General features: G+C 33.2%; 14 protein-coding genes, 1 tRNA gene, 2 other RNA genes and 2 pseudogenes. 13 read left to right on the top strand and 6 right to left on the bottom strand.

What is annotated here, in order from left to right; genetic code table 11:
• Positions 1 to 4: 4 nt before the first annotated feature.
• A complete protein-coding gene (petA, locus tag AAGD63_RS05330; protein WP_006014178.1) occupies positions 5 to 604 on the top strand; it encodes a ubiquinol-cytochrome c reductase iron-sulfur subunit in 600 nt (199 codons plus the stop codon).
• 366 nt (positions 605 to 970) lie between these two features.
• The gene (locus AAGD63_RS05325; protein WP_341813281.1) at positions 971 to 1,129 is read left to right on the top strand and encodes a hypothetical protein; all 159 of its coding nucleotides are present in this window, start codon (positions 971 to 973) and stop codon (positions 1,127 to 1,129) included.
• 451 nt (positions 1,130 to 1,580) lie between these two features.
• Here the strand turns inward: AAGD63_RS05325 and tldD are convergent, their stop codons facing one another.
• Complete coding sequence (gene tldD / locus AAGD63_RS05320) at positions 1,581 to 3,011, bottom strand: metalloprotease TldD (RefSeq protein ID WP_341813280.1); 1,431 nt, start codon at positions 3,009 to 3,011, stop codon at positions 1,581 to 1,583.
• 62 nt (positions 3,012 to 3,073) lie between these two features.
• Between tldD and AAGD63_RS05315 the strand changes: the two genes are divergently transcribed.
• The 3 genes and pseudogenes from AAGD63_RS05315 to AAGD63_RS05305 form a co-directional block, all read left to right on the top strand.
• A tRNA-Leu gene (locus AAGD63_RS05315) sits at positions 3,074 to 3,158 on the top strand.
• Between the two features lie 62 nt (positions 3,159 to 3,220).
• Positions 3,221 to 3,691 carry a hypothetical protein gene (locus tag AAGD63_RS05310; protein WP_341813279.1) on the top strand — a complete coding sequence of 157 codons (471 nt, stop codon included), beginning with the start codon at positions 3,221 to 3,223 and terminating at the stop codon, positions 3,689 to 3,691.
• Positions 3,692 to 4,537: 846 nt separating this feature from the next.
• Positions 4,538 to 4,738 (top strand): annotated as a pseudogene (locus AAGD63_RS05305) (DnaJ domain-containing protein); the annotation flags it as partial.
• Positions 4,739 to 4,818: 80 nt separating this feature from the next.
• Here the strand turns inward: AAGD63_RS05305 and AAGD63_RS05300 are convergent.
• Both AAGD63_RS05300 and AAGD63_RS05295 read right to left on the bottom strand, forming a co-directional pair.
• A complete protein-coding gene (locus AAGD63_RS05300) occupies positions 4,819 to 6,129 on the bottom strand; it encodes a folylpolyglutamate synthase/dihydrofolate synthase family protein (RefSeq protein WP_341813278.1) in 1,311 nt (436 codons plus the stop codon).
• Complete coding sequence (locus AAGD63_RS05295; protein WP_341813277.1) at positions 6,126 to 6,710, bottom strand: ABC transporter substrate-binding protein; 585 nt, start codon at positions 6,708 to 6,710, stop codon at positions 6,126 to 6,128. Before AAGD63_RS05295 ends, AAGD63_RS05300 begins: the two co-directional genes overlap by 4 nt.
• Before the next feature lie 117 nt (positions 6,711 to 6,827).
• On the opposite strand from AAGD63_RS05295, the gene ssrS reads away from it, so the two are divergent.
• The 3 genes from ssrS to AAGD63_RS05280 all read left to right on the top strand — a co-directional run bounded on the left by ssrS (position 6,828) and on the right by AAGD63_RS05280 (position 8,214).
• Positions 6,828 to 6,989: non-coding RNA, 6S RNA (gene ssrS, locus AAGD63_RS05290), on the top strand.
• 68 nt (positions 6,990 to 7,057) lie between these two features.
• Entirely contained in the window at positions 7,058 to 7,468 is a 411-nt protein-coding gene (locus AAGD63_RS05285) for a type II toxin-antitoxin system RatA family toxin (protein WP_264330883.1), read from the top strand.
• A 14-nt stretch (positions 7,469 to 7,482) separates the two neighbouring features.
• Complete coding sequence (locus AAGD63_RS05280) at positions 7,483 to 8,214, top strand: thioredoxin domain-containing protein (protein WP_341813276.1); 732 nt, start codon at positions 7,483 to 7,485, stop codon at positions 8,212 to 8,214.
• 28 nt (positions 8,215 to 8,242) lie between these two features.
• On the opposite strand, the gene AAGD63_RS05275 is transcribed toward AAGD63_RS05280, so the two are convergent.
• A complete protein-coding gene (locus AAGD63_RS05275) occupies positions 8,243 to 8,521 on the bottom strand; it encodes a DUF2671 domain-containing protein (protein WP_007302334.1) in 279 nt (92 codons plus the stop codon).
• A 249-nt stretch (positions 8,522 to 8,770) separates the two neighbouring features.
• Between AAGD63_RS05275 and AAGD63_RS05270 the strand changes: the two genes are divergently transcribed.
• Entirely contained in the window at positions 8,771 to 9,448 is a 678-nt protein-coding gene (locus AAGD63_RS05270; protein ID WP_341813275.1) for an O-methyltransferase, read from the top strand.
• Here AAGD63_RS05270 and AAGD63_RS05265 read toward each other — a convergent pair.
• Positions 9,420 to 10,073: a glutathione S-transferase family protein gene (locus AAGD63_RS05265; protein ID WP_341813274.1), complete on the bottom strand. Its 654-nt coding sequence runs from the start codon at positions 10,071 to 10,073 to the stop codon at positions 9,420 to 9,422. The genes AAGD63_RS05270 and AAGD63_RS05265 overlap by 29 nt on opposite strands.
• Before the next feature lie 203 nt (positions 10,074 to 10,276).
• Positions 10,277 to 10,390 (bottom strand): annotated as a pseudogene (locus AAGD63_RS06170) (WPE palindromic element domain-containing protein); the annotation flags it as partial.
• Between the two features lie 118 nt (positions 10,391 to 10,508).
• Between AAGD63_RS06170 and ffs the strand changes: the two are divergent.
• From ffs to AAGD63_RS05240, 4 genes are all read left to right on the top strand, one after another.
• Positions 10,509 to 10,607: signal recognition particle sRNA small type (gene ffs, locus AAGD63_RS05255), an RNA gene on the top strand.
• A gap of 16 nt (positions 10,608 to 10,623) precedes the next feature.
• Positions 10,624 to 12,207, top strand: coding sequence for a DNA polymerase III subunit gamma/tau (gene dnaX, locus AAGD63_RS05250; RefSeq protein ID WP_341813272.1), 1,584 nt, complete (start codon positions 10,624 to 10,626; stop codon positions 12,205 to 12,207).
• Between the two features lie 21 nt (positions 12,208 to 12,228).
• Positions 12,229 to 12,543: a YbaB/EbfC family nucleoid-associated protein gene (locus tag AAGD63_RS05245; protein WP_341813804.1), complete on the top strand. Its 315-nt coding sequence runs from the start codon at positions 12,229 to 12,231 to the stop codon at positions 12,541 to 12,543.
• A gap of 375 nt (positions 12,544 to 12,918) precedes the next feature.
• Complete coding sequence (locus AAGD63_RS05240) at positions 12,919 to 13,599, top strand: P44/Msp2 family outer membrane protein (protein WP_341813271.1); 681 nt, start codon at positions 12,919 to 12,921, stop codon at positions 13,597 to 13,599.
• The last annotated feature ends 270 nt before the right edge of the window (positions 13,600 to 13,869 follow it).

The following is a 13,869-nucleotide window of genomic DNA, read 5'->3' as shown; positions in this document are numbered from 1 at the left end:
ATTGATGGATAAGAAGTTAACTAAAAATAAAAAATCATTAACGAATGAGAAGAATAAAAAAACATCTCTTGTTAAAGATTTTGCCAAAAATAAGAGTAGAAGAGATTTTATCACATTAACTACGTGTGCCATGGCAGGTATAGGAGCTGCAAGCGGTCTTTGGCCATTGGTTAAGTCTATGAATCCTTCTGCTGAGGTTTTAGCGATGTCTACGGTTGAGGTTAATCTATCTGATATTCAAGAAGGACAAGGAAAAAAGGTAAAATGGCAAGGTAAGCCAGTATTTATCCGCAAGCGCACAAAACAAGAGATTGAGGCTGCAAGAGCCATAAATGCAGAAAATTTGAGAGATCCTGAATCAGATGAAAAAAGAGTATACAAAGGCAAAGATGAATGGTTAATTATGATTGGAATATGCACCCATCTTGGATGTGTACCAGTTGATCACGCTACAAAAGACGGCAACGGTTGGTTCTGCCCTTGTCACGGTTCATATTATGACACATCAGGCCGAGTAATTGGCGGTCCTGCACCAAAAAACATGGCTATACCTGACTACTTTTTTCCAAGTGAAAATATTGTAGTAATTGGCAAGAAGGCTTAACGGGTTTTTATAATTAAAGTAATAAAAGTATATTCCATTTCAAGAAGCACACTGACTTCATAGGCAAAGCTCTTGAAGTCTATCAAGCTAATTTTATACTATGCACATATTCGGGTGATAATTAAGAAACTTGCCTGCCAAATCTTCAGAGTTGACAGCTAAATTTAAAACTTGTTCCTTTGCGTCAGAAAAATTCTGACTAACTTGCTTAAAGTTATTTTCTAACTCTTCGAGGATGGAGCTGAAATTAAAAAAACTTTTCTGCATTTTATCAAGATTTTGAGTTATATAGCTTAATACATAAAGATAGAGACAAGAGGGGAAGAGATATGGTAAAGCAAGAAAAAGCTGAAAGTGAGGGAATAAATGGAGTCACCATATCAATATGAATTAAGGGAAAGAGTGATTTCAATGGAATCGGGAGTCGCAATAGTAAAAGTGAAAGAAATCTTCAAAGTAGAACTATCCTCCAAAGCTGCACATGGACATAGAATATCCTTTATCAGGGATGGACGTAAACATTGAAGATCTTCCCCTAGAGCTGGATATAGATATAAAGTCATTTATACCATTCCCTATATTCGAGAAAAATATCACATGCCAAGAACCTTGTCAAAATTATATAATCTATCTCTAGAGCAGGTTATTGAGAATGTCAATCCACATAAAAGAGCCAGGTATTCCTAACACCACTAAACTCACAAATTCATTTGCTAGAGTTTATAAGTTCTTGTTTATAATAATTTTATTATATCGTAAAACCATCTATATCGGCCTATTTAAACAGTATTTTACTTTCCTTAAGGATTTTTTAAAGACCACCTATTGAATTCTATGATATTATTTTTTGTGAGATTGTTATACACGTTATGGCAAGGAAGGCAGAGAGATTTGTTAAGTAGTTTTTGCATCTATATGAGCTACTTGAATAATGGTTACAATATTTGTACAATTGTACAGTATGAGCTGAGTTCGCTTAGCCCTTATCTACATATTCAGTTCCACCAACAGTTATTGCATCGACCTTGAGTGTTGGCTGACCAACTCCAACAGGAACATTTTGTCCGTCTTTTGAGCACGTGCCAACACCAGGATCTAACTTTAGATCATTACCAATCATTGATACTTTTTTTAGCACTGTTGGCCCATCACCAATTAGCGTTGCTCCTTTGACTGGTTGTGTAATTTTACCATTTTTTATTAGGTAAGCTTCCGAAGATGAGAAAACAAATTTTCCTGATGTTATATCAACTTGTCCACCACCAAAATTTACTGCATATAGGCCTCTCTTTACACTGGATATTATTTCTTCTGGTGTATATTTTCCTGGCAACATATAGGTGTTTGTCATGCGTGGCATAGTAACTTCTTTGTAACTTTCTCTTCTACCATTACCAGTTGGATTTACACCCATAAGTTTAGCGTTCATATGATCTTGCATATATCCTTTTAGAATTCCATCTTCTATAAGCACATTATAGCCAGGTAAAGTACCCTCATCGTCTATGCTAATAGAACCACGCAAATTAGGTAGAGTTCCATCATCAATTACAGTAATGTTACTGGCTGCCACTTGTTTACCCATAGAATTTGAAAATGCCGAGATTCCTTTACGGTTAAAATCACCTTCAAGTCCATGACCTACAGCTTCATGCAATAATATTCCTGGCCAACCTGAACCTAAAACAACTGTCATCTCTCCAGCCGGAGCTGGAATTGCCTCAAGATTTACTAGCGCTTGCTCTAACGCTTGATTTGCAACTTCTTTCCACTTCTTCTCAGAAACAAATTTACTATAAGAGTCTCTTCCACCGTGCCCTGCAGAGCCTCTCTCAGCTCGGCCATTTTTCTCTACGATGACTAGTACATTAAAACGTACCAAAGGCCTAATATCGCTTAACCTGTGATCATCTTTTATTATTTGTACAACTTGCCATTCTCCATTTAGAGTTATTTTTACCTGCTTCACGCAATTATTCTTCGACCTTACATACTCATTAACCTCATTAAGTAGTTTAATCTTTGAGCTCAGGTCCATTTCATTTATGGGATTAATCGTTGAATACAGGCTTTTTGCCTCCTCATTTAAGTTTACTGAATTCGTTTTGCTTAAAGATGCTGAACTTTTTACCATGGAAGCAGCTTTAGTAATTTCTTTTTCGCTAATCTCAGAAGAGCAAACAAAAGACGTACTATCTTCACAAAAAGACCTTAGACCAAATCCTCTTCTGATATTTAAATCCATATGTTTTAATATATTATCATCAAAAACTAGGGATTCTGATTGGCAAAACTCTAAAAATAGCTCACCACCATCACTATTGTTCAAAGCGTTGTTGACTATTTTATATACATTATTAATATTAACATTGTTCTGAGCAAAAAATATTTGATCTAGATTTGGCATTACCTTTAAGTTAAAAACTATTTGAGTATATTATTTTATTTTAACATAGTAAATCACAAAAAGCCCGGGTGGCGGAATTGGTAGACGCGCTAGCTTCAGGTGCTAGTAACTTTTTAAGTTGTGGAAGTTCAAGTCTTTTCTCGGGCACTCTATATTGATTTTTGAGTTAATTAATGCTATAATATAACATATTTACTATACTTAAGTTTATGAGTTGCGACAAAGAGAGGCTTGTTTACAGAAAGAAAATAAGAACTTATTCAAAACGCTTAGTTACTGCATTATCTATTGCTTCTTTGAGTGGGTACATAGCAGCATTAGCTTTGAATATTTCTGCCTTAAGCTTGTATTTTACTATTGCCAGCACTATACTAAGTGCACTTTCTCTTGTCTTAAATGTATGGTCATTAACTGATCATTTCAAGCAGCGTGACCTTAATAAGCAACTCGTTCCTCGGCAAGAGAAACTAATGAAGATCTGTCTTGATATTGCATCTAGCGTTTCATTTTTAATAGGAGGAATAATATATATATTGCCTCTCGAATCTCCTATTATTCCTTTCATTTCTACTGCTTTTTTTATTCTAGGCTGTACCTTTATGGCAACCAATTTCATTCGAACTATGATTAGTCAGCCGCAAATAGATGAAACCAAAACCTCAAAGTTAGTGATCATTTGAACATTCAATCTGCAATAGCTGCCTAATTATTACATGTTAATAACTTAGCTTATTTAACTTGACAAATTACGCCATCCCCCTTACTATGATAGCAAGAGTATTTATCCTTGTTTTTAATCTCCGCGGATTTAACAGCAAAATTCAGTAAAAAACTCAAATATTTATTGGCAAATTACATAAAAATTATAGCGGCTGCATGTCTTTTTATTTTTTCTACATTCAGCCAAATCGCGCTTAAAATAAGCGTTAGCACATTATTACAACACCAATTTAAATTATTATAGGGTCAAAACTCGCTATACGGGGGTTCTTTTGTCTTTTTTTATTTAGTAAATTTCTTAATATTTGTAGCTAAAGTAATTTTAGAGAGCCAGCATGGGACACACAACCGCACTAACGTTTATTTTTGAAGGTACTATTTATATAGTAGATGGTCACTGGAATCCAGCTTTTTCATAATCATCAAAACATTGATTACTTTTATACTCGTAAATTTAACTAGATCCCAGTGTCTAGCACTGGGATGACAGCATCATAAAGGAATCAATGTCAGATATTTGAATGACATCACTATAAAGTAGATTCCTGTGCTGAAATAGAGGCTACTTAAGTGACAAGATAGATAGAACTGGCATTAATCGGATTTGAGTTACTCAAATGACCAATGAAAACTGTAACCCTAAACATTGAAGCACTATTATGCACTAAATGATAACTTTCATACACTTGTCATGGTCGTCGTGAAAGAAATAATTCATACAATAAGCATGAATGAAAGAATTTACATAATTTGGAAATTTATATATTATAAAGTATTAATAGTTAGTTAATTTATTAGGTGGGGATATGGCTAGAAATGTTTTGAATGAAAATGAGTACCACGCTTTAAAGCAGTTGTTTTTAACATTTAATATTCAAAAGGAGGATGTGGTAAATTCTGATATTGAGAATATTAAGAAAAATTTTAGTAAACAATATCGTGAATTATCGCTAAAATATCACCCAGATAAAAATCCAGGCAATAAAGAAGCAGAGGAGCAATTTAAAGGTAGTGATCCACTGCCAGATAGTACCATAAATCCCGATAGTGTTCACGCTCATGGAAGAGAGCAAGTTGTGCAGTGCATTTATTGTTCTTGGATTAATTGATAGCTATTCTCCATACTCAAATCTCTAGCTAGAAATAACGAGCCACAGATTAGTATGGTTTTGACGTTTTGTATAGAAGCTTTTAGTATGTGATTTGATATAGCATCTCTGATTGATTCACATTCGATAGCATTGATTCCTATATTATGAGCTCCTTCTCTAATTAAATCTGTACTTGTTGCTTTAGGTTCAGATTTAACACAAATCGCGCATAGTAGTTTGATATATGGCTTTAAGTGCTCTAAGAACTCTGCGACGTTTCTGTTACGAGTAACACCAAAGATCATATAGATACCTTCAGCAAAATTGTCTCTTACCCACTTAGCTAACACTCTGGCACCATCATTGTTGTGCGCGCCATCTAGAAATAATTGCCAATCTTTTGGTAATAAAGAAATTAAATTACCTTCTTTTATAGACTCTAGCCGCGCAGGCCAATAAGTGCGCTTTAAACCTGAAGCAATGTCCTCTTCTCCAATATTAAATCCATACTTCCCACTTAAAATGCTACATGCTGCAATTGCGTTTCCTGCATTGATTATTTGATGATCTCCTTTTAAAGATGGCAAAGAAAATTCTATTGATTGAATAGTCGATTGAAAGACTATTCTGTTATTCTGTTTTTCGCAATTCCACTCAAATCCTCCTCTATATAAGGGAGATTTTTTGTTTATTGCGTGTTGTTCTAGCGTGTTCATTATAGATTTTTCTTGTGGTGCTATTACGCAAGGAACATTAGGTTTCATTATTCCAGCCTTTTCACCCGCTATGGTTTCTACGGTAGGACCAAGATATTCTGTATGGTCAAGTGCAATGGAAGTGATGATCGTTAGAATCGGATTATCTATAACATTTGTTGCATCAAGCCTTCCACCCAGACCCACTTCAACTAAAGTAATATCAGCTTTATGACGAGAAAAAGCTAAGAAGGCTGCAGTCGTTGCGGCTTCAAATAGAGTGATGGGTTGTTCTGCGACTGCTATACGGCATTCTTCCAGTGAGTTATGTAATTCACTATCATCGATATCATTGCCTGCAACAACTATTCTCTCATTAAAATTCACTAAATGTGGAGAAGTGTACGTATGAACTTTATACCCTGCTGCTTGCATTATATATCTTATAAAGGATAGTGTTGATCCTTTGCCATTAGTGCCAGCTATGTGAATTATTGGCGGTATTTTTTTCTCGGGATTACCCAGTTTATTTAGAAAACTTTTTATGCGATCAAGAGAAAAATCCTTTGGCCTATTGCCAATCGGCTTAGGCCAATGAGGCATGTATATCATAAATTATTGTTACGTTTTAATTCATCTATTACACTTGCCATGCCATTCGTGTCGATCTTTTCACTAAATTGAGAACGTTGATTAATAGAAATACTTATTCCACTCATTACAACATCGTTTATTAAGAAAGAACTGTCACTTTTAGTAACTTTAAAGTCAATATTTGTAAATTCCTCATCACCATAAGAAAATCTTGTTCCTATCAGACAAGTTTCATCGTCAACTGCTTTTGTACTCATTATGATCATTTCACTATTATTTATGTATTGATACAAAATTTTAGCGCACAAACGCGCGAGATATACTTCATATTCTTTTAGAAACTCTTCTTTTTCTTTCTGAGTAGATAAATTCCAATATTTCCCTATGACAAATCGAGATATTCCTTTGAGGTTAACATTATTCTGAATAATTTTCAGAAGTTCTTCTTGTACATGTTCTGAATTTTTTCTATTCCCTTTCATAGACGTGTTGTCTACTTGCTGCTTCATGGCAAGCACAAAAGTTTTGTGCCCTATACAACTCGCATAAGCACTTGAGGAGATTACAATAAAAATGGTTAAGAACTTAATAACATTCATAAGATATATTTATTAGCTATGATACTTAAAATGCAAAATTTAACAAAGGCAAAATAATGATCGCTAGTTTTAATATATCTATAGACATACTCTATATAAATAATCTATAATTAATTTAGGGGTCTGTGCTATGCGTTATGAGTTAAGTTAAATTTCCCGAGCGATAATTTCTGATCAAGGGGATTGCCTCTGTTAATTTCATTGAAATTAGTATGTGATACCCACCTTAACTTTAGGTCTCAGGAATCTACTAAGACTGACGGTAGATATGGATCCCATTTTTATTGTTCAGTTTTATGCTTCACCAATATAAAGAAAAAGGTATTTTTTTCTGTTCATCTCATAGGGTGTTTCAAGTTGTAATTGACGTTGAGAAGTATCCTGATTTTGTTCCTTGGTGCAAAGCTGTTTATATAAAAGAAAAAACTGATAGCCAAATGATTGTGGACCTCCTTGCAGCTTTTCATGGCATTAAAGGAAGTTATACATCAGAAGTGACCTTTCTTTCTCCAAATGGAATAAATGAAAGCTGGATAAAAGCTGTGTCATCAAATGGAATATTTAAACATTTATACAATGAATGGAAATTCACTCCTATGAGCAAAAATAAAACTATGGTAGAGTTCTATATAGAGTTTGAGTTTAAATCCAATTTGTTTTCTACTTTATTAAACTCGGTGTATAAATATGCACAAAATAAAATAATTACTGCATTTAAAGACAGAGTAGAAAGTCTTGCTAAGCAAAAGTTATCTTGACATTATTTATATAAATGCATAAATTTTTTAATAAGTTCAGTATTTCCATTGTAATGATTTTTAGATTATTGTTCTTGCTTATTTTTATAAGTGTTAGTTCTTATGCAGCTATTGAACAAAACTTACCCAACACTCAAAAAACTGATGAAATAACACCAAAAGAACTACTGTTGCTATTGCCTGATGATAAATTATTAGGAGATCGAAAAGCACCAATTTTAATGATAGAATACGCCTCGCTCACTTGTTATCACTGTTCTCTTTTTCATAAGAAAGTTTTTCCTAAAATCAAAGAGAAGTACATAGATACAGGTAAGATGTTATACATATTCCGTCATTTTCCTCTAGATTACAGAGGATTAAAAGCTGCAATGCTAAGTTATTGCTATGAAAAAGAAGAAGACTATTTTAATTTTAACAAAGCTGTGTTTAATGCAATAGACTCGTGGAACTACTCTAATTTTAGTGATTTAACTATACTACAAAAAATTGCTGCACTAAGCAATTTGAAGCAAGATGTATTTAACCAATGCATTAATGATAAAAAGATGATGGACAAAATTATAAATGATAAATCACTTGCAATTAATAAACTTGATATCACAGCTACTCCTGTATTCATCATCAAGCTTAACGATGACAAATCATATGTAGAGAATGGTAAAATCAAACATGAAGGGTATAGAGAGCTGGAATACTTCACTAATGTAATAGATGAGTCATATGGAAAAGCTATAGTGAAGTAATAACACTGTAGCTTACCATATAAAAACCCTATGCTGAATCATTATTTTTTGATACTGTTTGTTGCTTTTTACGCTCAAACTCTCTTTTTTTACTGTGCCAAGCATAATAATACATAGCAATTTTATTCTCTATTAATACTATCGTTCCATCATAAAATTGGACCATATCCATAACTTTTTTCTGAGCTTCGTTAAAGCGTTCTTTGTACTTCTCGCGATAAGCTGGATTGTGCAGTAATTTCACTCCTTCATTATTATTAGACTTCTTGCTTAACGTTTCAACTTCGTTAGCAATGTTATAAGACATATAACCCCCTCTAATTGATTATAAAAATTACATTTTAAGAGAGATGTAAATAAACGATCCCTTAATTCTAGTATAACAATTGGTTATTATACTAGTTAACTATAGTAAAATATATAATAATCTTTGTCACTTAAAATTTTACTTTATAAAATAACAACTTAAAATAAAAATTTTATTATTCTTAACCCTATTGTTATATTTATAAATCTTATATAGATTAAACCTCCTTAGTTTATATTATAAAACTTAATGCGTCATAACTTTAGCAGAAAATCGTTGTACATAAGAAGCTTATTTGCAAAAGAGTATAAAAAAATAGAAGAACATTGTACTCTTGATAAGAAACAACGTATTCAAATCACTCCTGAAGAAGGAAAATTATTAAATTTATTTATCAAAATCCATAAAGTTAAAAGCATAATTGAAATTGGCACGTTATATGGTTATTCGTCAATTTGTATGGTAAAAGCTTTACCGAAAGATGGTCATATATATACAATAGAAAATAATCCTCAACACTCAAGAATAGCAAAAAAAAATTTTAGTGCTTTTAATCTAAGTGATAAAATTACTCTAATAGAAGGTGATGCACTGGAAAAAATTAATGAATTATCAGCAAAGGCACCATTTGACATGATATTCATCGATGCTAACAAAAGTAGTTATCCTAAGTATTTAGATTGGGCAGAGTCATACATTAAACAAGATGGGCTAATCGTTGCAGATAACACTCTATTATTTGATACAGTATTTTTAGAATCTCCTCCAAAAGAAGTATCAGAAAAGTCATGGCATGCTATGAGAGAGTTTAATGATAGATTGTCAGATGAAAAAAAATATTTCTCCATATTGATTCCTACTGACGAAGGAATGACTGTAGCTTTAAAACTAACGCAAGTTAAAAATCAAGGTCAGCGTAATGTCTAGGGGGAGTTAAGCCAAAAACTCTCTCTAATAATATTTCGCGAAAACAAGGCCTTGATTTAACAATGGAGTACCATTCTTTTAAAATCTTACTTTTTTCCCATGGGAAACTATTTACGTAGTCTATTATAGAAATATGTGATGCTAAAGTAATATCGGCTAAAGTGAACTTATCGGTTGCAAGCCAAACGTTCTTGTTAATTAAGTGTTCGATGTATTCCATATGGCAAGGCAGGTTATGCTGAGCTGCATGAAGAAATCTAGAGTCAGGGCTGCGGTTAGTAATTACTTTTTCATTCATAATATACTTAGTAACTTCATTGTAAAATTTGCTATCGAACCAATTGATTAAAGCGCGTATTTTAGACTTAATAATAGTTGATGAACCAAGTAATTTGACGTCACTATTGTAAGTCTCTTCTATATATTCACAAATGGCATTACTATCCGCTATTACAAAGTTATTATCTATTAATACTGGTACTTGTCCGATTGGATTGATCTCCATGAATTCATTCCGCTTTTCCCATGGATTTTCATATACCAAATCACAATTCAGCTTTTTTTCCTTGAGAAGAGCTCTAACTTTTCGTGAAAACGGACAAAGAGGAAAATGATATAAAATCATAATATTCCTCTTTTGTTATTCCAATACCTATATGTTGTCATTCCAGTACGTGACATTGGAATCCAGCTTATTTCATTATGGACATTGCTTTTAACATATATTCCTAGAATCCATTGTCCATTGTGTAATTTCCAAATATTTTTATACTTGGATCCCAGTACAACTGTACGAACATTGTAGTTTGAGAGCAATCCCCACCGGAAGGGTGTCATTTCAGTGATTGACACTGGAATCCAGTTCTTATTATACAACAGCCTAATGTATTCATTTAAAATTAAGTTTCCTGGATCCCAGTGTCTGGGCACTGGGATGACAGAAGAAGAGTATTTTAGGTAACAGCTGTTTACTCCAAAGTAATGTTGCAAAAGGTCTAACATATAAATTATAAGACTAATATAGAATATACCTTGCTAAAAAAAAAAAAAAGTATAACCTTTTATAAGGTATGCAGGCAAAAATTCTGTAACTTGGTCAGGTCAGAAATGAAGCAACCATATCAGAATCTTTTTGGGTTGCATACCTATTTGTACTATTTGTTTTATTCTAGGCTATGAACATAGCATTAAAATATCGTCCTAGTAGCTTTAAAGATTTAGTAGGTCAAGATATATTGGTGCGTATACTAGAAAATGCTTTTACTCTCAACAAAATTCCACAATCTATACTGCTTTCTGGTAGCAGTGGAATTGGTAAAACCACCACTGCAAGAATAATAGCTTTATGTTTGAACTGCTCGTTGGGGCCAACTTTTGAACCTTGTGGATCATGTACAAGTTGTCTGGCAATAAAAAATTCAAGCCATCCAGATGTAGTTGAAATCGATGCGGCAAGTCACACTAGTGTTGAGGATGTTAGAGCGATCTTGGGAGATATTTGCTATTTACCAATAAGTTCTAAATTTAAAGTTTACATTATAGATGAAGTACACATGTTATCCAGTAATGCATTTAATGCATTACTTAAAACTCTAGAAGAACCACCATCTAGCGTAAAGTTTATTCTGGCAACTACAGAAATAAAAAAGATACCAATAACTGTTATTGCACGTTGTCAAAGGTTTGACTTACATAACATTCCTTCAGCTAAGATAATGGAGCGTTTAAATGATATTGCACAAAAAGAAAATTATTTTATTGAAAAAGAAGCATCGGGATTAATTGCTCACCACTGCAATCATTCAATGCGTAACGCTTTATTTTTGATGAATCAAGCAGTCCTATATAGCAAAGATGGTACAATATCCACTCAAAGTGTTAAAGACATACTTGGTCTAGTAGATAGAAACGTTATATTTGATCTACTGGAAGCAGTATTAGATAGTGATTTACAGAAGGCTTTGTTAGTATTCGACAATGTGGTAAAAACAGCAAATCCGCTTAATATTTTTGAAGATCTGCTGCAAACAATCCAGTTAATATGCCGTTTTTTAATTACAAAAGAGATTGATACAGAATATGAGAAGAGCAGAGTAAAAGATTTGAGTGCGAAAAAGTCTTTAATATTTTTTTCGAGATTGTGGAAGGTGCTGCTTAAAGGTATTCAAGATATAAAGGTTTCAACATGCAACGATGTTGCTGCTGAAATGATGCTAATTAGTCTTTGCTATCTCTCTGATCTACCTTCTCCAGAACAGGTGATCAAAAAAATTCTTTCACAGAATGTAGAGCAAGGAAATAGACAGGGCAGACCTGTTGCACCTTCCCCCTCTGTCATCCAAGTAGCTGACTACTTGGATCAAAAAAAATATGTGGAAAAACCCCACTCTGTCATCCCAGTGCGCGACACTGGGATCCATGTGAAAAATAAACAACAAAATTACGATTTTGATAAGATTTTGCAACTATTAAGGCGGAGTAACCAAATTTATCTTTACAAACAACTGTGTAGTAATCTACAATTAATAGATTGTAGATTTGGGTATTTAAAATTAAAAGCTGTATCTAGCTTGAACAGTAATTTTTGTAATGACTTGAAAAGTTACTTAAATCAAGCTACTAATCAGGAGTGGGTTATTATAGTTGATACGAGTTACATGAATAGGGAAGTGAGTAATTTAAATTATGCACCTGCAGTTAAGGACATATTAAATACGTTTAAAGGTGCAAAGGTAGTTAATATAGAAAATAAGGAGTAGGTTGTGGATTTCAGTCAAATAATGAAGCAAGCGCAAGAAATGCAAAAAAAGCTTGCGGAAGCTCAAGAAAAGTATATTGGAAAAGAGTTTCAAGGTATTTCTGGTGGTGGCAAAGTTTCTATATTAGTGGAAGTTATAAAAATAGGTGGCTATAAAGCTAAAAAGGTAAACATAGACTTAGAGCTTATGAGAAATGAAGAAAAAGACATAGTAGAAGATTTAGTGACAGCAGCGTTTAATGATGCCATTAAAAAAGCAGAAGAAGATATGGCAAATGCAACCTCTGATCTTGCAGGTACGATGGGGTTACCACCTGGATTTAAACTTCCTTTTTGAATTTATTTCTATACTACTGAAATTTCTTTTAGTGTAAGTATTTTTTTTCTAATATTTCCAACGCTAGTACTTCTTCATATAATGCACCTATAGCTAGCACAGCCCTACGTCATACCGCCGCGGTATAGATTCCGCTAACAAGTAGCGGAATGACGAGGTCTTTCGATAGTAAATTTTACCTACGTTAGCTATACCAAAAAATCAAGAGTAAAAAAAGTAGAGTAACTCTATTTATTAATTAATAAAATCTTTGTATTTTCCTAAAAGTTAGTTAAGATACAGAAGGTTTTGTGTTATTAAGTTAGCACTTGACTTAACTTTAGTTATTATTTAGACTGCTAAAGTGGAATTTTAATTTTTTTAACGAGGGCAATTATGCATTATAAAAAGTTTTTTTCGGCAGCTGCTTTAGTGACGTTGCTAAGCCTATCAAACTCTGCTTTTTCATCAGATCCTATTGGTCCAATAAGTGATGAAGAAACTAGCTACTACGTTCGTTTACAATACAACGGTGAAGTTTTATCTTTTAAAACAAAGATTGATGGTGTTACATATAAATCAGGTAAGGACAACAATAGTCCCTTAAAAGCATCTTTTCTAGCTGGAGGTGGTGCATTTGGTTATAAAATGGATGATATCAGGGTTGATGTTGAAGGACTTTACTCACAATTGAGTAAAGATGCAGATGTAGTAGATACTTCTCCAGCAGTTGTAGAAAGTTTAACAGCATTTTCAGGACTAGTTAATGTTTATTACGATATAGCAATTGAAGATATGCCTATCACTCCATACGTTGGTGTTGGTGTTGGTGCAGCGTATGTAAGCAATCCTTTAGTAACAGAGGTTACTGGTGATAAAAAATCTGGATTTGGTTTTGCTTATCAAGCAAAAGCTGGTATTAGTTATGATGTAACCCCAGAAATCAAGCTTTATGCTGGTGCTCGTTATTTTGGTTCTTATGGTGCTAATTTTGGTAAGAAAGCTAAAGATGATGGCGGAATCAAAGTTCTTTACAGCACTGTTGGTGCAGAAGCTGGAGTAGCGTTTAATTTCTAGTCTATCTTTGTCTTATTATCCCAGTGGGTTTTTCTTGTCATTCAAGTAGAATGACACTGGGATCTAGAAAAAAGAAATGTGAATTCCAGTGTTTAAACACTGGAATAACACACTGTTTACTTTAAATTATATAGCCTATCATTACACATTAGTAATTTTAATTCTACATTCAGGTAGTTCTGGTTGAAGTTTAATGTTGCTAAGGTCTTAATTAGATATAAAGTTATGCTTTTTTTAATTAAAGCTTGAATTTTTCACTGAAAATCAATA

Origin of the sequence: Wolbachia endosymbiont (group B) of Germaria angustata, from assembly GCF_964026725.1 — a bacterium.
Taxonomy (GTDB): domain Bacteria; phylum Pseudomonadota; class Alphaproteobacteria; order Rickettsiales; family Anaplasmataceae; genus Wolbachia; species Wolbachia pipientis_C.
The sequence above is the reverse complement of the archived record's forward strand: the minus strand, read 5'-3'. Positions and strand labels throughout refer to the sequence as shown.

Bases quoted from the DNA above. Each gene is read 5' to 3' on its own strand.
- AAGD63_RS05265 (WP_341813274.1), bottom strand. From the start codon at position 10,073: ATGATTTTATATCATTTTCCTCTTTGTCCGTTTTCACGAAAAGTTAGA.
- petA (WP_006014178.1), top strand. From the start codon at position 5: ATGGATAAGAAGTTAACTAAAAATAAAAAATCATTAACGAATGAGAAG.
- dnaX (WP_341813272.1), top strand. From the start codon at position 10,624: ATGAACATAGCATTAAAATATCGTCCTAGTAGCTTTAAAGATTTAGTA.
- AAGD63_RS05310 (WP_341813279.1), top strand. From the start codon at position 3,221: ATGAGTTGCGACAAAGAGAGGCTTGTTTACAGAAAGAAAATAAGAACT.
- AAGD63_RS05300 (WP_341813278.1), bottom strand. From the start codon at position 6,129: ATGATATACATGCCTCATTGGCCTAAGCCGATTGGCAATAGGCCAAAG.
- AAGD63_RS05325 (WP_341813281.1), top strand. From the start codon at position 971: ATGGAGTCACCATATCAATATGAATTAAGGGAAAGAGTGATTTCAATG.
- AAGD63_RS05240 (WP_341813271.1), top strand. From the start codon at position 12,919: ATGCATTATAAAAAGTTTTTTTCGGCAGCTGCTTTAGTGACGTTGCTA.
- AAGD63_RS05270 (WP_341813275.1), top strand. From the start codon at position 8,771: ATGCGTCATAACTTTAGCAGAAAATCGTTGTACATAAGAAGCTTATTT.
- AAGD63_RS05280 (WP_341813276.1), top strand. From the start codon at position 7,483: ATGCATAAATTTTTTAATAAGTTCAGTATTTCCATTGTAATGATTTTT.
- AAGD63_RS05275 (WP_007302334.1), bottom strand. From the start codon at position 8,521: ATGTCTTATAACATTGCTAACGAAGTTGAAACGTTAAGCAAGAAGTCT.
- AAGD63_RS05245 (WP_341813804.1), top strand. From the start codon at position 12,229: ATGAAGCAAGCGCAAGAAATGCAAAAAAAGCTTGCGGAAGCTCAAGAA.
- AAGD63_RS05295 (WP_341813277.1), bottom strand. From the start codon at position 6,710: ATGAATGTTATTAAGTTCTTAACCATTTTTATTGTAATCTCCTCAAGT.
- tldD (WP_341813280.1), bottom strand. From the start codon at position 3,011: ATGCCAAATCTAGATCAAATATTTTTTGCTCAGAACAATGTTAATATT.